At 68.2% G+C, this 17,749-nt stretch carries 16 protein-coding genes; 6 read left to right on the top strand and 10 right to left on the bottom strand.

Annotation, left to right across the window (positions count from 1 at the left end):
- The first annotated feature begins 6 nt into the window (after window positions 1–6).
- The 3 genes from ACFXC1_RS39440 (at window position 7) to ACFXC1_RS39430 (ending at window position 2,587) form a co-directional block, all read left to right on the top strand.
- Complete coding sequence (locus ACFXC1_RS39440; RefSeq protein WP_381252122.1) at window positions 7–594, top strand: TetR/AcrR family transcriptional regulator; 588 nt, start codon at window positions 7–9, stop codon at window positions 592–594.
- Window positions 595–1,209: 615 nt separating this feature from the next.
- Window positions 1,210–1,836: a TetR/AcrR family transcriptional regulator gene (locus ACFXC1_RS39435; protein WP_381252120.1), complete on the top strand. Its 627-nt coding sequence runs from the start codon at window positions 1,210–1,212 to the stop codon at window positions 1,834–1,836.
- 193 nt (window positions 1,837–2,029) lie between these two features.
- Window positions 2,030–2,587: an acyl-CoA dehydrogenase family protein gene (locus tag ACFXC1_RS39430; RefSeq protein WP_381252118.1), complete on the top strand. Its 558-nt coding sequence runs from the start codon at window positions 2,030–2,032 to the stop codon at window positions 2,585–2,587.
- A gap of 230 nt (window positions 2,588–2,817) precedes the next feature.
- Here ACFXC1_RS39430 and ACFXC1_RS39425 read toward each other — a convergent pair whose 3' ends face one another.
- The 5 genes from ACFXC1_RS39425 to ACFXC1_RS39405 form a co-directional block, all read right to left on the bottom strand.
- Window positions 2,818–4,191, bottom strand: coding sequence for a YhgE/Pip domain-containing protein (locus ACFXC1_RS39425; protein ID WP_381252116.1), 1,374 nt, complete (start codon window positions 4,189–4,191; stop codon window positions 2,818–2,820).
- Window positions 4,192–4,435: 244 nt separating this feature from the next.
- Window positions 4,436–5,785: a ferredoxin reductase family protein gene (locus ACFXC1_RS39420; protein ID WP_381252114.1), complete on the bottom strand. Its 1,350-nt coding sequence runs from the start codon at window positions 5,783–5,785 to the stop codon at window positions 4,436–4,438.
- 304 nt (window positions 5,786–6,089) lie between these two features.
- Window positions 6,090–6,995, bottom strand: a complete 906-nt coding sequence (locus ACFXC1_RS39415) for a LysR family transcriptional regulator (protein WP_381252112.1) — start codon at window positions 6,993–6,995, stop codon at window positions 6,090–6,092.
- Window positions 6,996–7,088: 93 nt separating this feature from the next.
- Window positions 7,089–8,024: a dihydrodipicolinate synthase family protein gene (locus ACFXC1_RS39410; RefSeq protein WP_381252110.1), complete on the bottom strand. Its 936-nt coding sequence runs from the start codon at window positions 8,022–8,024 to the stop codon at window positions 7,089–7,091.
- Window positions 8,025–8,056: 32 nt separating this feature from the next.
- Window positions 8,057–8,842, bottom strand: coding sequence for an SDR family oxidoreductase (locus tag ACFXC1_RS39405; protein ID WP_381252108.1), 786 nt, complete (start codon window positions 8,840–8,842; stop codon window positions 8,057–8,059).
- A gap of 251 nt (window positions 8,843–9,093) precedes the next feature.
- Here ACFXC1_RS39405 and ACFXC1_RS39400 point away from each other — a divergent pair, with 251 nt between their 5' ends.
- Entirely contained in the window at window positions 9,094–10,197 is a 1,104-nt protein-coding gene (locus ACFXC1_RS39400; protein WP_381252106.1) for a zinc-dependent alcohol dehydrogenase, read from the top strand.
- The gene (locus tag ACFXC1_RS39395; RefSeq protein ID WP_381252104.1) at window positions 10,187–11,365 is read left to right on the top strand and encodes a DUF3500 domain-containing protein; all 1,179 of its coding nucleotides are present in this window, start codon (window positions 10,187–10,189) and stop codon (window positions 11,363–11,365) included. The genes ACFXC1_RS39400 and ACFXC1_RS39395 overlap by 11 nt, the downstream gene beginning before the upstream one ends.
- 23 nt (window positions 11,366–11,388) lie before the next feature.
- On the opposite strand, the gene ACFXC1_RS39390 is transcribed toward ACFXC1_RS39395, so the two are convergent.
- The 5 genes from ACFXC1_RS39390 to ACFXC1_RS39370 all read right to left on the bottom strand — a co-directional run bounded on the left by ACFXC1_RS39390 (window position 11,389) and on the right by ACFXC1_RS39370 (window position 16,747).
- Window positions 11,389–11,943, bottom strand: coding sequence for a TetR/AcrR family transcriptional regulator C-terminal domain-containing protein (locus tag ACFXC1_RS39390; RefSeq protein WP_381252102.1), 555 nt, complete (start codon window positions 11,941–11,943; stop codon window positions 11,389–11,391).
- A gap of 128 nt (window positions 11,944–12,071) precedes the next feature.
- On the bottom strand, window positions 12,072–13,397 hold the full coding sequence (locus ACFXC1_RS39385) for an amidohydrolase family protein (protein WP_381252100.1): 1,326 nt from the start codon (window positions 13,395–13,397) through the stop codon (window positions 12,072–12,074).
- Entirely contained in the window at window positions 13,394–14,992 is a 1,599-nt protein-coding gene (locus ACFXC1_RS39380; RefSeq protein ID WP_381252098.1) for an FAD-dependent oxidoreductase, read from the bottom strand. Before ACFXC1_RS39380 ends, ACFXC1_RS39385 begins: the two co-directional genes overlap by 4 nt.
- Entirely contained in the window at window positions 14,989–15,894 is a 906-nt protein-coding gene (locus tag ACFXC1_RS39375; RefSeq protein ID WP_381252096.1) for an alpha/beta fold hydrolase, read from the bottom strand. Before ACFXC1_RS39375 ends, ACFXC1_RS39380 begins: the two co-directional genes overlap by 4 nt.
- Before the next feature lie 19 nt (window positions 15,895–15,913).
- Window positions 15,914–16,747 (bottom strand): alpha/beta fold hydrolase, encoded by an 834-nt coding sequence (locus ACFXC1_RS39370; protein WP_381252094.1) that lies wholly within the window; start codon window positions 16,745–16,747, stop codon window positions 15,914–15,916.
- Window positions 16,748–16,818: 71 nt separating this feature from the next.
- On the opposite strand from ACFXC1_RS39370, the gene ACFXC1_RS39365 reads away from it, so the two are divergent.
- Window positions 16,819–17,490, top strand: coding sequence for a TetR/AcrR family transcriptional regulator (locus ACFXC1_RS39365; protein ID WP_381252092.1), 672 nt, complete (start codon window positions 16,819–16,821; stop codon window positions 17,488–17,490).
- Window positions 17,491–17,749: the final 259 nt, after the last annotated feature.

Here is a 17,749-nt window from a genome sequence, read left to right as displayed (position 1 = left end):
CTGGTCATGAAGCCAACCGTGAGGCCCACCAGAGAGGAGATCGATCGTGCCCTGATCGACGTGGCGGCCTCAGTCTTTGCGCGGCACGGGTTCGCTCAGGGCCCCGTGCAGGCGATCGCTGACGGTGCCGGCTACTCCAAGGCGGCTGTGTTGAAGCGCCTTGGCTCGAAGGAGCGGATCCAGGACGCCGTGGTGGCTCGCGCGGAGGAACACGCAGCACGAGTGGCGGCTGCGGGTGAGGGCCTCCCGGTCGGGCTTGAGCGGGATGCCGCCCTGCTCGGTGCACTGGTCGAGCTGATCGAGGAGTGGCCGGGGACTGGTGCGCTCATCGTCGGCGCCTTCGGGCTGACGCGAGAGCCCGAGATCATGCAGCGCCTCTCCGGGGCGCAGCGCATGTTGATGGAAGCCTTCGATCCCGATGTCTGGACTGATGAGGAACGGCATGTGCGGGTGGTGTCCGCGATCGGTGCTGTGACCGTCACGATGATGGCGAACCGTGAGGCCAGGTGGACCGAGCGCACCGATATGGTGATTGCCGCGAGCCTTGGCGCACTGGGCCACAGAGGCAACGGCGATGTCGGCGCGGGTGATTGAGGCACTGCGACGGGGTAGCCGGCGGTGCAGTACGGATCAACGGGCCCGCGACAAGTGCGCAGCGCCGGCTGAGGCACTGCTGCGTCACTTGTACAGCTCGGCCGGGGCAGGGTGCCCTCGGCGAACGCCGTCGAGGTCGCTTCCGCACTCGAGGTGCTGCGCTGGCAAGCCGGCTTCTGACGCCCGGCCGTTCGTGGCTCCGGGCGTCCGGCAGTGCGAGGCCCGGTCTGCCGTGAACTGCTGACGCGCGGGCGCATGCCAGGAATCCAACGGCCCCTTGACGCGGTCGGTGGCACTCGAAGTTCTGTTCTCAGCCAGTGTGGTTGGTATCGACCTGGGTGCTGTTAACTCAGACGGCCGGTTCCTGTCTCAACCTGGCACGGGGCGAAGGCAGCCGTAAACCCATAGTGGGATTGGCCGGTTCAGGAGTCCCCGATGAGCGGTCGTCGATGGGCTGATCGAAGGGGGCGCCGCCGCTCCATGCCCAACCGGCGATCTCCAAAGTGGATACGGTGTTGCTGTTATGGTGCGGGCCGAGGAGGTGGAGGTTCAGTGGCAGCAGCTGGTCCTACGCGAGCGACCACGGCATCGGCTCGGCGCCCGGGACGTCCTCCCGTGCCGCTGGAGCGCATCATCTCTACGGCACTGCAGATCGTGGACGATGAAGGGGCCGACGCTCTCTCGATGCGGACGCTGGCCCAGCGCCTGGGCTCGGGTACGGCGACGCTGTACCGGCATTTCGACAACCGGGCAGCGCTGGTCGCCCATGTCGTGGACCGCATGTTCGGCGCCGTGGAACTGAACGGCGACGAACTCCTCACGATGGGCTGGCAGCAAGGGCTGCGGACGGTCGCGCACACCATGTTCGAGGCCCTGGCTCGGCACCGGAACGCTGCGCGCCTGATGGTCGAAGAGATTCCCCTGGGGCCGAACGCCATGGCGCTGCGGGAGCACTGTGTCGCGGCGCTTCTCGACAGCGGCTTCCCGCCGCGACTGGCCGCGCATGCCTTTGCCACCCTCTCCCGCTACGTCCTCGGATTCGCCATACAGGTCAACGGTCATGGCGGCGGCGGGCAACTCGACGACGCACAACTGTCCGCCGTCTTTCAGGGCGTCGATCCAGCCTTGTTCCCGGCAACGGTCACCGTCGCCGGGTCGATGCCTGTTCCGATCGAGGACGAGTTCTCCTTCGGACTCGAACTCCTTCTCAGCGGGCTTGCCCAACTGCGCGACGACGCCTGACCAGCAAGGGCGACGCGAACCTGAGGCCGTCGGCCTACGGAGTCATCACGGTCGGCATCGAGCGTCGCCACAGCTGCCGGTGCCGAGCACGTGATCTTGTGCAGCGGTTGGAGAGTCCCGGTGGTGAGCGGGCGCTGCAACGCAGAGCGCCCGGGGCAGACGGGTTTTCGTCCCCGAGCACCGGGTTGCCTCGGTGACAGCCGGCCTTGCAGGCAAGAACATCCAGGAACATCCCGACAGCGCCCTGTACCGCTCGAATCTCGGCTCCGTACTCGGCGTTACCGCCATCGCAACCCACCTCGGCCTGACCCGGGCCGCGCTGAGCTTGGTGCGGGAGAAGGGCCAGGTGAAGGCGATCCCGTACACCTTCTTCACCCGACAGGCAGACTCGACCGCGTTCCAACTCCAGCTCGCCGAGGCGGCGCTGAAGATCGACACCGCTCATCTGCACGCATACCGCTCCGCTGATGACGTCGACCGGGCAGCGGCGCAGGCCGAGCACCTCAGCATGTTCTTGAAGACGCGGGTGCGAGCGGACGTCGGATACGTCACAGAAACCGTCTGCGCGGCCCTGCAGACCCTGCTCTCCGCCCACGGCGCGGCGAGCTTCGCGGAGAACAACGTGCTGCAGCGGATCTGGCGGGACGCCAACACGTCCGCTCGCCACGGCGCAGTTGTCGGAGCTGTCGGCTACGAGGCCTTCGGCCAGGTCCTCGCGGGCCTCGACCAGACGCTCACACCCCTGATCTGAAACTTCCAGGAAGATGCGAAGCCCCGGTGAGCAGGGGCAGCCCTGCGATTCAGCGGCCTAGTGCATCTGTAACGGCCGTGGGGCCCCCGCCAACCGGCCCGGCACGGTGATTCGCTTGGGGCGTACGTTTCCCTTCGCCTCCGCAGCCGCCTACCCGGCGGCCCGATCCTTCCCGGGGCGGGCGGAACCAGGTGCCGGGGATGTCGGAGTATCCCCGGCAGGGCCGCGGTTCACTGCCCGGCAGCGGCAGCGGTGTGCTTCCTGGCCAGCCCCTTGAGGTCGTAGGCGCGAGTACCCAGGGCGCCGACGAGGAGGCCGAGGCCGACCGCGATCACCGAGGCGATCACCGCACGCCCCAGCCCCGCATCCCAGCTGGCCCCGAAGTACAGGATCGAGCGCGTACCCAGATAGATCTGGTGCATGGGCTCGAACGAGCTGAGGAAGCGGACGAAGGGGGGCATGGCTTCCAGCGGTGTCGTACCCCCGGAGCTGGGGATCGACAGCACGATGAAGAGGAAGAGGTTGACCACCATGCCCAGGCCGCCCAGCAGGGCGAGGATCGCCTGCGCGACCACTGCGACGGCCGTGATGGCCAGCACGCTGAACAGCCAGAGCTGCCCGGGGTGGTCCAGGGGCATGCCGATCCGGTCCGCGATCCCGAGGTAGACGGTGCTGACGACCACCGCGATCCCCGTCATGAGCCCCCACTTCAGAGCAAGAGTGGACAAGCGGCTGCGACCCGAGTGGCTCTCCATGCGGTAGAGCGGACCGATCTCCGACGGAGTGAAACCGAGCTGGGAGTCGACGAGATTGGTGGCGATCAGGGAGCCGGTGAAGCCGGCCAGCGCCAGCAGGAGGGCGTAGTAGAAGGCCGACAGGCCGCCGCCGCTGCCGTCCGGCACTTCCTTGAAAGGTGTGACATGGACCCGCATCGGCTCGGACAGGACGATGCGAGCGGTCCCTGAGACGGATCGACTGCCGGACCCGGCCTTTTCCGTGGCCTGCGCAGCGCTGGTGAGGAGCTGTTTGCCCACCGTCTGGTTCGCCTCGGCCAGCGCCCGAGAGGCGAAGGAATTGACGATGGATGCGCTGGAAGTGTTCGCGAGGGGATTGGTGTACACGGTGACCGCAGGCTGCTCAGCGGCCCCGCCGGTTGCCGCGCTCGCCGCGAGCGTCATCAGCTTCTTGCTCAGGCCCGAGGGCAGGACGATCGCACCGTAGAGCTTCCCCTTGCCCATGTCCTTCCTCGCCGCGGCGAGGCTGACGAAACGCAGATCGAACTTGTCGTCGTCGACGCCCTTGCGCAGGCTGTCGGCGATCTCCTTGCCGACGTCGATGCGCTGTCCCGATGCGCTGGTGGCGCCGGTGTCGGCGTTGATGACCGCTACGGGAAAGTCGTTGAGGTCTTTGGAGGCGTTGACCGTCCCTCCCAGGTACAGCGCCGCCAGCGCGGCCATGACCACGGTGACGATGACGGCCGGGGCCAGCCACAACCGCGGCCCCAGCCTGCTCCCTGCCGCACCCTTGCCGTTTGCCATGGTGTACACACCCCTCCAGGTGACCATTTTGGTTACTAGGTGATCAGAATGGTCACCTAGATCCATGAAGTCAAATGGGGGGCCGAATGGCGAGGAGATTGACGTTGCTTCAATGAGTGGATTCAGGCGGCAGTGGCCCCGTGGATCACGGAGTGAACCCCTGGGATCACGGCGGATACGCGACGACCATCGAAGTGCGGACGCCAGGCGCCGTCGTAGGCACCACCGGCGCACAAGCGTCTGAGCGGGGGCAACCGGTCGCCGGACAGTCAGGTCAACAGGTGCCGTGACCCGTGTGGTCGGCGGCCCGTCAGCGGAAGGCGAAGTGCTCGGCGTGGAGATGCCGGCGGGGGACGCCCTGGCGATGGAGGGCGCGAGTGAGGTTTTCGATCATAGAGGCGGGGCCGCAGAGAAAGACATGCGTGTCGGGGGTGATCGGTCCGGCCTCGGCCTGGATTCTTTCGGCGGTCAGACGGCCGTGGCTGCGGCTGAACGTCGGGTGGAGCCGGAACTCGGGGCGGTGTGCTGCCGCTGCGGTGAGTTCCGGGAGGAACGGTGCGTCTTCGGCGGTGGGGGTGCAGTAGAAGAGGTCGGTGCGGAGCGGCGCTGCACCGGAGTGGGCGAGCCAGCCGAGGAAGGGCGCGATACCGATGCCCCCCGCGATCCATATCTGCCGGGGTCCGCCGAGGGTGTGGTCGAACATGCCGTAAGGACCCTTGAGGGTTGCGGGGTGTCCTTCACTTATGTCCGTGTAGAGGCCGCGTGTACCGCGGCCCAGGGCACGGATGGTGAGGCGTACCGAGCCGTCGGCCTGCGTTCCTGCGACGCTGAAGGGGTGTTCGTGCCAGCCGCCGACCCGCAGGTATACGAACTGACCTCCTGTCACGGGCAGCATCGTCTCGCCGGTGGGCGTGAGGGTGAGGTCGAGGATGTCGGGTGTCGGCCGCTCGACACGGTGGACGGTGTAGTCCGCCCGGGGTTCCCTGTGCCGGAGCACCAGTTCGTCGTAGGTGTAGGCGGTCATGCCGATGGTGGCCATGGTGACGTAGATCGCCAGGAGGGGCGTGGATCCGTTGATGATGAGATCGAGGAACCAGCCGTGCAACAGCGCTGACAGGAGCAGCAGGCCGGTGAGGCGATGCAGGAACAGCCAGCGCTCGTAGGGCAGTCGGAGGATGCGGCCGACCTGGCCGAGCGAGATGAGGACGAGCAGCAGCAGGCCGATGGCGGAGACGGCACCGAGGAGATGGCCCATCCCTATCGACGCGGCCCGGTGTGCGTAGCCGTACTGGCTCCCGTCGAAACCGGAGAAAAAGTGGAGGAGCAGGTGGGGGGTCAGCAGGAGTATGGACCATACGGCGTACAGCTTGTGCTGACGGTACATACGGTCCAGGCCGCCGAACCACTGCTCCAACCACATCAGGCGGGTGGCCAGCACCAAGGTGCAGGACATCAGGTAGACGGACAGGACGCCGGCGAACTCGCCAACGAAATAGACAGCGCTGAGGCCCTCGGGCCTGAGCCAGTCCCAGGCCAGATAGAGCGTGACCGCTCCGGTCGTGACCGACAGGGGTCCGACGTTGCGCTTCTTCAGGCGCGCGTCCAAGGGGGCGCGCGCGATCCGGACAGCGTAGATCGCTATCACGATCAGGACGGGCATCGTCTACCCCTCGGGGGGTCGGCACTGTGGACGAAGGGGCGCTAATGAAGGCAGGCGGACCGTGCGGTCGCGGTTCGAGCGCCCTCGAGCCGAGGGGGGCTGCGTTTCCTGCCACCTCTAATATTGGCAACAGCGTAGCCGTTTGGCTGGTTGTGGTCCAGTGGTGCATTCGGATGCCCGTTGGCCAGCCCTGGATCTGCCGATCCGTGGAGGTGTGGACTCGATCCGCAGAAGAACTGAGTGGCCGTTGACACTGATCACTCAGATGCGGGAACAACACCCTCGATCTCAGGGCAAGTTGACCTTAGAAGCGGAGTGCTCCTTCGGGCAGATCCCGCTCCGCGGTCAGCGGCAACTCCACAGTGGTGAGCATGTCCCGGTACCGCTCGGCCAGTTGGGAGGGGAGCTTTCTGCTGAACACCACCAGCTCCCGGAAATAACCGGGCCCGATCCGCCGGGCGTGCCTCGACCAGCGCAGCGGCACCGCGTTCTCCGGTGTCACCGTCACGCCGATCCCCTCGACCGCGAACAGGAGCGCTGCGGAGACCTGGCCCGTGCGTGCGACGGCGCGCGGCGCGAACCCGAGGTGCCCTGCCAGGCGGTCCACCACTTCGCTCATGCCCTGTTCCTGCTCGTAGAGCACCCAGTCGGCAGCGGCCAGTTCGGCCGGATCAGCCGCTGTCCCCGCCGGGTATTCGGCCGAGCCGGTCACCACCATCTCCTCATATCCCAGGGAGATGACGGGCCCCTCCCAAGGGTCGGGCCGTGGACCGACCGCGATGTCACCCTGGCCACTGCGCATGGCCTCTTCGAGGTCCCGGCGGTGGGAGTAGTCGTGCAGTCTCAGCACGGTGGAGGGGTACGTCGAGTGCCAGCGCGCCGCGGACGGCGGCAGGATCCCCGAGGCGACGGAACGTACGGTCAGGACGTGGACGTCGCCCTGACGGCCCTCCACCACCTCGCGCACCGAGTCCTGCGCGTCCTGAACGGCACGGACGACGTTCTGTGCTCGGGGCAGAAAGACACGGCCCGCGGGAGTCAGCGTCACCCCTTGCCGACCGCGCTCCAGCAGGACCGCGCCCAGTTCCTTCTCCAGGGCCCCGATCTGCTGGGACAGCGAAGGTTGTGTGACATAGAGCCGCGCAGCCGCTCCGCTGAAGGAGCCCGCCGCCCAGACCGCGAGGAAGTACTCCAGCTGACGTAGCTGCATGTGATCAAGCTACTCGGCCGAGCGTTGCCCAGTACTCGGCGGGGCCAGGTGACGTGTTGCCATACTGCTGTGCTGACGGGTGTTACCTGTGCGTCATGCCATGAGTGCGACCCTGCTGTCCTTGCGGGCGAGCCGGGACAGCAGGTAGTCGACCTCGGTGCGGGCACGCGCCGACAGCGCGGCCCCGGGCTTGCGCTGGGCGTCGGAGGCCAGGATTCCGCGGCGCTTCATGACGTACTTGCGCACGGCCAGGCCGATGCCCGGTTGCTGTTCGTAGCGCAGCAGGGGCAGGTGGGCGTCGAAGATGCCGTGGGCGGCATCACGATCGCCGGCGGCGGTGTGGCGTACGACGTCGACGAGGAGTTCGGGCACGCAGTAGCCCGTCATCGCTCCGTCGGCTCCGCGTTCGGTCTCGAAGTCCAGGAAAAGGCCGCCGTTTCCGCACAGGATCGACAGGCGGGGCATCGCTCCGTCGGCTTCGAGTTGCCGCAGTGCGCTGATCTTCTCCAAGCCCGGCCAGTCCTCGTGCTTGAGCATCACGCACCCTGGCGCGGTGTTCGCGATGCGCGCGATGACGGCAGGAGACATGACGACGGAGAACGACAGCGGATAGTCCTGGATCACGAACGGCACGTCCGCGCCGATGGCACCCGAAGCTCCCTCGTAGTAGCTCACGATCTGATCGTCGGTACGCAGCGTGTTCGGCGGGGCGATCATGACGCCGTGGGCGCCGGCTGACATGACGTCGACCGCGAGAGCCCGCATGGCGGCGTAGCCGGGTGCGGAGACGCCCACGATGATCGGCAGACCGGTGCGCTTGATGACGTGCTGGACGATGCGCACGCCCTCCTCGTGGGACAGCTTGGGTGCTTCGCCCATCTGACCCAGGAGGGTCAGTCCCGTGACGCCGGCGTCGCCGTAGAAGTCGACGAGTCGGCTGAGTGAGTCGAAATCGATTGCGCCTTCCTTGTCGAAGGGCGTTGGCGCGATGGCGAAAACACCATTGGTGTTGCGGTCCAGGGGTGCCATTGTTCTGCCTCCTCAGAAATCCGATGTATTTTTCAGAGGCTGGCGATGAGTCCTCCGTCGACGCGAATGACCGAGCCTGTGATGTAGGAGGCCTGGACGCTTGCGAGGAAGGCGACGGCGGCGGCGTATTCCCGCGGTTCGCCGTAGCGGCCCACAGGGATCGACGCGACGCTCTCGGCGGATGTCTCCGCGACGGACTTGCCCTCCCGATCGGCCTTGGCCTGGTCGAGGAACTTGATCCGCTGGGTGCCGATCCGTCCCGGAACGACCACGTTGCAGGTGACACCCTCGGCCGCGACTTCCCGGGCCAGCGTCTTGGACCAGCCGAGCAGGCTGCCCCGCAAGGCGTTCGACAGCCCCAGGTTGGGGATGGGGGCGATCACCCCCGAGCTGGCGCTGGTGATGATTCTGCCCCAGCCGCGGCTGCGCATCAGCGGCACGACCCCGTCCGTGATCGCGATGACGGACAGCACCATGGACTGGAAGTGCTTCAGCCAGAGTTCGGGGTCCTGCCCCGCAACGGGCGAGGGCGGCGGCCCTCCCGTGTTGTTGACCAGGATGTCCACGGGGCCGAGCGCCCCTTCGACTGCCGCGATGTGCTGGTCGATCGCGCCCAGGTCCGCGAGGTCCCATTCCAGGGGCACGGCTTTCCCGCCCGCGTCGGCCACCGCCTCGGCGGTGCTCTCTGCGGCCTGTGGGCTGATGTCCGCGACGGCGACAGCGGCGCCTTCCGCGGCGAGAGCCTGGGCGATCGCGCCGCCGAGACCCCCACCTCCGCCCAGTACGAGCGCGGTCTTGCCCGAAATTCCCAGATCCACAGCTTCGCTCCTTGGGCGGTGGCCCCGTTCCCCGGCCGTACGGCCGACGGTTACGTCCGTCGTTTCCGAATGACACTGCCACGAGGTTGTGATGGGTCTCCAATAGGAATCTCTCGCGACATGCATAAGGGATGCCTATGCGCCGCGCATAGGGAATAGGCGTTGCCGGCGTGCAGGATGAGGTGGGGAACAGGGCCGTTTCGGCCCGTCGATTCCCGACGCGCTTTTCATGGCCGTAATTGGAGTCCTCTATGTCCTTGCCGGAAACCATGCGGGCCGCGGTGCTGGGCGAGCCCGGCACCCTCGCCGTCACGACGCTGCCCGTGCCGCAGGTGGGACCGGAAGACGTGCTGGTACACGTCCGCAGGGCGTCCCTGTGCGGAACGGACTTGAAGATCCGCAGTCGGCACTTCTTCAAGGACGGCGGCCCGACCGCGGGCGAGTTCGTACCCGGCCACGAGTACGCCGGCGTCGTCGCCGCGGTGGGCAGCGCCGTGGACGAGCTCCGGGTCGGCGACCGGGTGGTGACGGAAGCCCACCGCGGCTGCATGCGCTGCGCCAACTGTCTGGCCGGGGCCTACACGGACTGCCTCAACTACGGCCTGCGGCACACCGGGCACCGCGTGCAGGGGATGACCGTCAACGGGGGCTTCGCGGAGTACGCGCTCAACCACGTGGCGACCCTCCACCGGTTGCCGGACACCGTGGACTTCGACGCCGCGGTCGTCCTCACCACCGTGGGCACCGTGATGCACGCCTTCGACGTGCTCGACACCCTGCTCGTCGGATCCACGGTCGCTGTGATCGGCCCCGGACCGATAGGGCTGCTCGCGGTACAGGTCGCACGTGAACTCGGGGCCAGGACCGTAACCCTGGCCGGCACGCGGGAAGCCAGGCTCGCCATCGGCAAGTCCTTCGGCGCGGACCTGGTGGTCAACTCCCGGGAGGAGGACGCCGTGGCGGCGGTTCGGGAGGCGACCGGCGGGATCGGCGCCGACATCGTCCTGGAGTGCTCTGGCGCCCCGAGCGCGGTGGACGACGCGCTGCGCATGGCCAAGCGGTCCGGGAAGGTCGTCCTCGTCGGCTTCTTCGAAGAGCCCGTACGGGCCGACCTCAACCACGCCGTGATGAACGGCATCTCGATCCGGACGGTCCGCGGCGAGGGCACCGGTTCCGTGTCCCGCGCCGTGGGCCTGGCCGCCCGGGGGCGGCTGCGCACCGCGGAACTGGTCACCCACCATTTCGGGCTGCCCGACGTCGCCGAGGCGTTCGACACCTACGCCGAGCGCCGGGGCAACGCCATCAAGGTCATGCTTGACATCTCCGAGGACCCGGGGACCGCCCGTGCCCGGTGACCGCGAAGACACGGCGCCCGACACCCTGACGGCCGGGCGGGAGAAGGCGGCGGCTGTCATGGCCGACGTCGCCACCACCTGGCTGAGCAGCCTGAGCGCAGACCAACTCCCGCTCGCCGCCTACGGCTCCCCGCTTCACCCGGACGCGGAGGCCGAGCGGCTGCGCTGGTTTTACACCCCCACGGAACACGGCGGGCTCGCTATCCGGGACCAGAGCGCCCGCCAGCAGAGCCTGGCCATGCGGCTGGTGGCCACCGGCCTGTCCGTCCCCGGCTATGCCACCGTCACCACCGTGATGGGCCTGGAGAACGTCCTGGACCAGGTGGAAGGGTGGCGGGTTCGCTGGGGCCGGCAGCGCGGGCGGGACCCCGGCCTGTACTGGCTGAGGATCTTCGGCCGCCCCGGCGACCGTGTCTGGGCATGGCGGTTCGGCGGCCACCACATCTCCCTGAACAACCTCGTCGTCGCTGGCCGGCTCGTCTCCACGACCCCCTGCTTCATCGGTGCCGACCCGGCCACGACCAAGCTGATCGGTGGCACCCTGCGGCCCTTGCAAGGCCCTGAGGAGACGGCCCGTCAACTGGTCCGTAGTCTGGGCACGGGCCAACTCCGAAGCGCCCTGCTCCACCCGTCCGCGGTCTCGGACATCGTCTCCGGCAACCGCCCACGCGTCGAACACGGCGACACGATGATGCACATGCAGGACCTGTGGCGCGGCCGGTTCGCCGACCCTGAGCTGGACCGGCTTGTCAACGACATCGACCGCCGGGCGGAAGCGGGCAGCGGATACACCGAGAACGACCACGCGCGCGTGGCCATCACGATTCCCCCCAAAGGCATCAGCGGTCGCGACCTGAACAACGAGCAGCGGCACCTGTTGCGCCTGCTGGTCACCCTCTACACCGGACGGGCACCCGAGTTCCTCGCAGACGCCTACGACACCCACTACGCCTCTGACACCGTCCTCGACGCGGTGCATTTCGGCTGGGCGGGCAGCACGGACGCCGGGGAACCGCACTACTACCGGGTGCAGGACCCTCGCGTCCTCATCGAGTACGACAACACACAGCGCTACGCCAACCACGCCCACTCGGTGTGGCGTGACCTGACCTCCGACTTCGGACTGGACGTGCTCGCCGAACACCGCGCACACATCGCACACGAGTAGGGCGTACTCGGGGAGCGCCGTACTCAGGTACGGGCGGCAAGCCTGGATTCGACGCCGTCGAGAAGCGACTGCAGTCCGAAGGACACATACGGGCGAGGGGTGGCTGCGAGGGCGGCGCCGATCGCGAACGTGACGACGCTCTGGGCGGCTTGCTCGGCATCCCGCCTGGTGAGGCCAGACGCTTCGCAGACCGCGAGCAGGTGCTCGTCATGACGGTCCCTGGCCGGGCCGTCGAGAGGCTGGATGGTCATGGCGGCCAGCAGCCAGGGGTGCCTGAGAAGCATCGAACGCAGGTTGTCTGCCATGGCCAGGAGGACCGGACGCCATTCGGCGCCGTCGGGAGCGGGGAGATGTGTCTGTCCCCAGACGGTGTCAGCGGCCAGCAGGAGCAGATCCTGTCTGCTCCTGACGTGATAGTAGAGTGCCGCCGCGCTGCTGCCGAGACGGCTGCCGAGTCTTCGCATGGTCAGACTCTCGATGCCGCTCTCGTCCAGAAGGGCAATGGCCGCCTGGATGATCTGCTCCTGGTGCAGGGCGTCGCGGGGCATCCCCGCAGTAGGCGGCATGGGGCTGCTCACGGGACCTTCTTGCTGTGGGAACGAGGCCGCGGTGTGCGGCTCTGAGGGCGCGTGGCCATCGCGCCGACGAGGACGGGGTGTCGTGCGCGTCGGCGCGCGGTTCATGCGTGGGGGCACGTTGCGGTATGTCAGCCGGGAGAGCCCGCGGGCCTGATGCTGCGCAGCAGCCGTTCTCCGGACTCGCGTAGCTGGTCCTTGACCTCGTCGAGGCCGGATGCGAGCAGGGCGTGATCGCGTTTGCGCCAGGTGCCGGCGACCATCACGGCTTCGATGTTGGCGATGTCGGCGTGCAGGACCGTGGCGATGGGGTCGTGCGCCGGCCACAGGTTGAGCGCCCGGGCGTCGACGGCGACCAGGTCGGCCTGCATGCCCGCCTCGATCCGGCCCACCTTGTCTGCCAGGCCCAGTGCCTTCGCTCCTTCGACCGTGGCCCAGGCAAGCGCCTGTTTGCTGGTGACAGACGGTGTGTTGGCGTACATGCCGGTCGTCTGCCGGTGGTGGGCGTGGTCCAGGCTGCGCTGGTGGGCCAGAGCGATCCGGGCGGCAGTGAGGAGCTTGCCGGGTACGGCGGTGTCGATGTCGGTGCCCAGGGAGGGTGCCGCGCCCAGGCTCAGCAGGGATCCGGTGACGGGTGTGCCGTGTCCCTGGCCCAGTTCGTTCTCCGGGGTGGTGGTGAAGGTGACGCCCGTCTCGACGAGCGTCTTGATCCAGTCGTCGGGCAGGTCGGCTCCGTGCACGACGTTGGTCAGGGGGCTGAACAGCCCGGCGTTGCGCACGGCTTCCCAGCCGGGTGAGGGTTCGCCGCCGCTCTGGTGCATCGAGACGACGAGGCCGCGTTCCGCGCCGGCTCGGAAGTCGGCCACCGCGCTCTCGGCGGAGGAGTACTGCGGCCCCTGGAGTGCCATGCCCAGGGTGAGGAGGGCATGGTCACGGACGGGGCCGTCGAGCAGCCGGTCGATCTCGGCGAGCGGGTGGGGGATCTCCGGCGAGCGGTAGGGCGTGCCGTGCAGGAAGACGGCGCGGATCCCGGCCTGGACCAGTCCCTCGACGGCCGCGTCGGCGTGCTCGGGCGACAGGGCGTTGTGACACCAGTCGCCGAGGGTGGTCGTACCGCAGTTGATCTGGTTCAGGGCGCCGGCCAGATTGCTGATGTGCATGTCGGCGGGGGTGTACTGACCGACGCACTCGCCGTGGAGGTAGGTGAGGTACTCCATCAACGTCCAGTCGGCGCCCGCGGAGCGCAGCGCGGTCTGCCAGGTGTGCAGATGGGCGTTGACCAGACCGGGGATGACGATGCGGCCGGAGAAGTCGACGACCTCGGCGTCGGGCGCCTCGATGGTTTCGCCAACGGCGGCGATGGTATCGCCGTCGACAAGGATGTCGACATGCTCGGCGTCCGGCCGGTCCGGCGTCATCGTGATGACGTGCGCCCCGCGCAGCAGTATGCGGCTCATTCAGTGGCCCCCGAACCGGGGGAGGTGTGGCTCGGCTGGGACATGATGCGGCTCCTTGCCTGGGGCGTCATTGCCCGCACGGCGGCTTGTGTGGTGGTGAGGAAATCCCGAGTGGCGATGTGGCCGATGTAGCCGTCGGGACGGATCAGCAGCAGCGTGTCGCCGGTCAGGCCGTAGGCACTCCGCAGTGTGTTCTTGGGGTCGGAGAAGGCGCAGCCCTCGCCCGCGGCCGATCCGACGGTGAGCCGCTTCAGCTCAGCGCCTGTCGTCGGCCAGTCGAGGAGTTCGAGGTCCCGGGCTGCGCCGGGGCCGTGGGCGATGGCGGTGAAGTGCGGTCCCTGGAAGAGGTTGAACAGGCGGGTCTCGGCGCCGTCGGCGCCGAGCAGTCGGGCGTCCGGGGCGCGGTCGCCCACGTGCAGCGTGCTGGTGCCGCCACTGTCGCCGTCGGCGGGGGCGAGCGGGCCGCCGTAGTAGGTCAGGGCGAGCTGCTGCTCGTCCTTGCCGCGCTTCATGCTGGAGGGGTCGAGCCTGGCGAGGCCGCCCCATTTCTCCGTGGACAGTCCCAGGACCCCGGCGGCGATCGGCTGCCGCTCGGCCTCGTAGGTGCCCAGCAGGGCGGTATCGGCTCCGGCGAGGACCTGGCCGAGCTTCCAGCCGAGGTTGTAGCCGTCCTGCATACCGGTGTTCAGGCCCTGGGCACCGGCCGGGGTGTGGACGTGCGCCGCGTCGCCGACGAGGAAGACACGTCCGCGGCCGTAGTGCTCCGCAAGACGGATGTTGGGCCGGAACACGGACGTCCAGTGGATCTCGTGCAGCTGGATGTGCCGGTTGCGGGTGTGGGAGTGGATCCGGTCGATGATGGCGCCGATCTCCTGGGGCGGCTTCTCGTCGGGCGTGAGCCGGATCATCCACTGGAACATGTCGCTGTCGGGGAGCGGGCAGGCGCCGATGAGCTTGCCGCCGAGGCCGGGCCACATGTGCCACCGGTTACGGGCCAGGCCACTTACGGAGGCATCCACGATCAACACGCGCTCGGCCTCGTCCGTCGTCCCGACGAAACCGATGTCGAGCTGCTTGCGCACCACGCTGGAGCCGCCGTCGGCCCCCACGGCATAGCGGGCGACGATCTCCTCGACCCCGTCCGCACCCACCACCTTGGCGACCACCGTGCCCTCGTCCTGCGTCAGCTCGGTCAGTTCCTTGCCGAACTCGACCTCGCGGCCGAGCTCACCGAGCCGGGCGTGCAGGGCGCGGTCCGTGCGGAACTGCGGGATCAGCCAGGTGTTCGGGTACGGGACGTCCGGGGTCGCCTCTTTGTGGGGGAACATCTTCCACGGCACACCGATGGGTCCCGCATGGATCCCGAGCTTGGGATAGATGTCGCCGCCGGCCAGCACGTCGTCGAGAGCGCCGAGGTCTTCGAGGACTTCGAGGCTGCGGGGCTGAATGCCCTTGGCACGCGAGCCGTCGAAGGCGTGGGGGGACCTGTCGACGATCCGGACGTCGAGTCCGCGGCGTACGAGGTCGATCGCCAGGGCGGAGCCCGAGGGGCCGGCACCAATGATCAGTACGTCGATGGCCTGCGGGCTGTTCATGAGTCGAGCCTTTCGGTGCGTGCGGACACGAACGGGACGAGCTGATCGGCGACGTCGCGAGGCCGTTCGAATGGGGCCATATGCCCGCATTTGTTAATTACATGATGTTTCTGAGGCTTCAATAGAGCGCGCGCTGTGTCGAACTGCGCCAGCGGCGTGACGTCGTCCTCGTCGCCCCACAGCAGCAGCGTCGGAATGCCCAGTGCCCCCGTCCGCCGGAAGAGGTCGTCACGGCCGGCGACAGGCAGGTGCTGCAGGGTGTCGAAGACCGCGTACAGCGAGCCCTCGAAGCGGAGGGTGTCGAGGACCATCTCGGTCAGTTTCGCGCCTAGCTCGGGGTCGCGAACATTGTGCCCGAGGTGCCCCTGGAGCAGCTGAAGGCCGCGACGGCGGGCGACCACTCCGGCCAGCAGATCGCTGCGCAGCAGCCGGTTGGGGGAGGCCAACCGCGGTTTCGCGAGACCGGCGGGTCCGACGATGGTGAGAGTGGACACCGACGAGCGGTACTGGGCGGCGTACGTCATGCCGACCAGCGCGCCCATGGAGGTGCCGACCAGGTGCAGGGGCCGCGCCGTCAGGCCGAGCCGATCCGTCAGCTCGGCCAACTGCCGCGTGAACAGTGTCTCGTCGTATCGCGCCTGTACCCGGTCGGAGCAGCCGCGGCCGTAGGCGCTACAGGTCAGAGTGCGCAGCCCGCGGGCGTGCAGCTCGCTGACGAGGCCGTCCCAGTAGAAGAGCGGGATGGTCAGACCGCCCGCCATCAGGACCACATCCCCGTCCTCGGGCCCCGTCAACTCGTAGTGGGTGACGCCGTCGGACAGCTCGATGAAACTGCCGCGAAGCGCCTTGCGCGAGTCGGCGGTGAGCTTGCGGTCCTCGCCCGAGGCGACGAAGTACTTCATGGAACGGGCCTCCTTGCCCTCAGTTCGCGGGGATGTCGGCGCAGGAGCCGAGGAACTTCGCGATCGCGTCCGCGACCCACTGCGGTTCCTCCTCCGGCAGCAGATGTCCGCCGTGGGGGTGGATCTGCTCCTGGGCGCCGGGGATGTCGCGGGCGAAGTGCTGGCCGTCGATGCTCGCGCTCCGCAGCACCAGCGTGGGCACCGTGATGCGGGGGATCTGCGCGCTGCGGTCCGGCTGGTCGGTGTTGCAGAAGTCGACGAAGGCCGAGCGGTTACCGGGGCGGCTCATGAGCTGATGGGCGCGGTCCACCATGGCGTCGTCCACGATCTGCGAATGCGGCCCGACGGCCTCGCGCAGGTTGCGTTCGAGTGCCCCGCGCGGCATCACCCGCCTCAGCAGGGGCCGCACCAGCGGGTTCCGGGTCAGGCGCATCCCCGCGGGCACCGTCTTCTCCGGGTAGCCGGTGGCATTGACCAGCACCAGCCCGGTCAGCCGCTCCGGATGATCCAGCGCGACGTTCCAGGCGATGTTGCCCCCCAGGGAATTTCCGGCCACCGCGTAACGCGGCACGCCCAGCGCCTCCACGAAGCCCGCCACCGTCGCGGCGTACGCCGGAACGCGGTAGTCGCGGTCCTTGCGCGGGCCCGTCAGTCCGAACGCCGGCAGGTCGGGACGGATGACATCGAACGAATCCCACAACAGATCCGCCACGCGGTTGAAGTGCTGCAGGGATGAGGCACTGCCGTGCAGCAGCACGAGTGCCGGGCCGTGCCCAGCACGCTTGTAGTGGATCCGCAGTCCGTCCACCTCGACGAACCGGGAGTCGGGCTGGGGCTCAGACCAGGTACTCATAATGGCTACACTGTTACCGATATGACGGTCGTGTCAAGAGGAAGTCCCCGCGTGTTACGGCCACGGTGGCCTTGAGCGAGGAGATGGATCAGTTGGTGCGCCGCGCTGCCGGTCGTCCGCCGGTCCCACCGGACCGGATCGTCGCCATGGCGCTGCAGATCGTCGACGAGGAGGGAGCCGAGGCGCTGTCGATGAGGGCCCTGGCCGAGCGCCTGGGTTCGAGTACGGCGACGCTGTACCGGCATTTCGGCAACCGGGCAGAGCTCGTGGCGCAGGTCGTGGACCACATGTTCGGCCTCGTCGAGCTGGAGGAACTGGCTTCGGCGAGTTGGCGGCAGTCTCTGAGGGCGATGGCACACGCCATGTTCCGCGCCTTGGGTCGACACGGGAACGCCGCCCGGCTGCTGGCCGAGCAGATTCCCGTCGGCCCCAACGCGATGGCGCTGCGGGAGCGCTGTGTCGCGGTCCTGCTCAAGGCGGGATTCGAGGCCGCACTGGCCACGCGCGCGTATGTGACGCTAGCTCATTACGTATTTGGCCTGGCGATAGAGCTCAACCATGAGAACGGCGCCGGTGGGCGGGGCAACGAGGAGTCGGTCGCTGCCCTGCGGGGCGTGGATCCGGCACAGTTCCCCGCTGTCCACTCGATCGCGGAGGCGTTGCCGGTGCCTGTCGAAGAGGTCTTCTCCTTCGGGTTGGATCTCATCCTCAGGGGACTGGGAGCCATCCGTGATGGCGGCTGACCAGGGCAACAGCTGCGTCGAGCGTCAGGTCGTGCCAGCGGCATCGCGTTCAACCGATCTCAGTCTTGGCCGGCGCGAGCACCCCACGAGACGACACCGGACCCGCCCACCAACAGGAACCAGGATGGCGGAGCCTCCTTTGCCGGACCACGCCTGCACCAGCCGGGGGGGGGGGGGGGGGGCCGCGGGCCGCCGCGCCCCCCAACCAAAAAGCGAGAAAAAAACGCCCCCCAGGAATGGGGGCAGACACAAAACAGTC

The sequence above is a fragment of the Streptomyces hokutonensis genome (assembly GCF_042751305.1).
GTDB lineage: Bacteria > Actinomycetota > Actinomycetes > Streptomycetales > Streptomycetaceae > Streptomyces > Streptomyces hokutonensis_A.
This window is presented reverse-complemented; position numbering and strand designations above follow the sequence as displayed.

Coding starts and splice junctions, on each gene's coding strand:
- ACFXC1_RS39440 (WP_381252122.1), top strand. CDS start 7: ATGAAGCCAACCGTGAGGCCCACCAGAGAGGAGATCGATCGTGCCCTG.
- ACFXC1_RS39425 (WP_381252116.1), bottom strand. CDS start 4,191: ATGGATCTAGGTGACCATTCTGATCACCTAGTAACCAAAATGGTCACC.
- ACFXC1_RS39420 (WP_381252114.1), bottom strand. CDS start 5,785: ATGCCCGTCCTGATCGTGATAGCGATCTACGCTGTCCGGATCGCGCGC.
- ACFXC1_RS39415 (WP_381252112.1), bottom strand. CDS start 6,995: ATGCAGCTACGTCAGCTGGAGTACTTCCTCGCGGTCTGGGCGGCGGGC.
- ACFXC1_RS39410 (WP_381252110.1), bottom strand. CDS start 8,024: ATGGCACCCCTGGACCGCAACACCAATGGTGTTTTCGCCATCGCGCCA.
- ACFXC1_RS39400 (WP_381252106.1), top strand. CDS start 9,094: ATGTCCTTGCCGGAAACCATGCGGGCCGCGGTGCTGGGCGAGCCCGGC.
- ACFXC1_RS39385 (WP_381252100.1), bottom strand. CDS start 13,397: ATGAGCCGCATACTGCTGCGCGGGGCGCACGTCATCACGATGACGCCG.
- ACFXC1_RS39380 (WP_381252098.1), bottom strand. CDS start 14,992: ATGAACAGCCCGCAGGCCATCGACGTACTGATCATTGGTGCCGGCCCC.
- ACFXC1_RS39375 (WP_381252096.1), bottom strand. CDS start 15,894: ATGAAGTACTTCGTCGCCTCGGGCGAGGACCGCAAGCTCACCGCCGAC.
- ACFXC1_RS39370 (WP_381252094.1), bottom strand. CDS start 16,747: ATGAGTACCTGGTCTGAGCCCCAGCCCGACTCCCGGTTCGTCGAGGTG.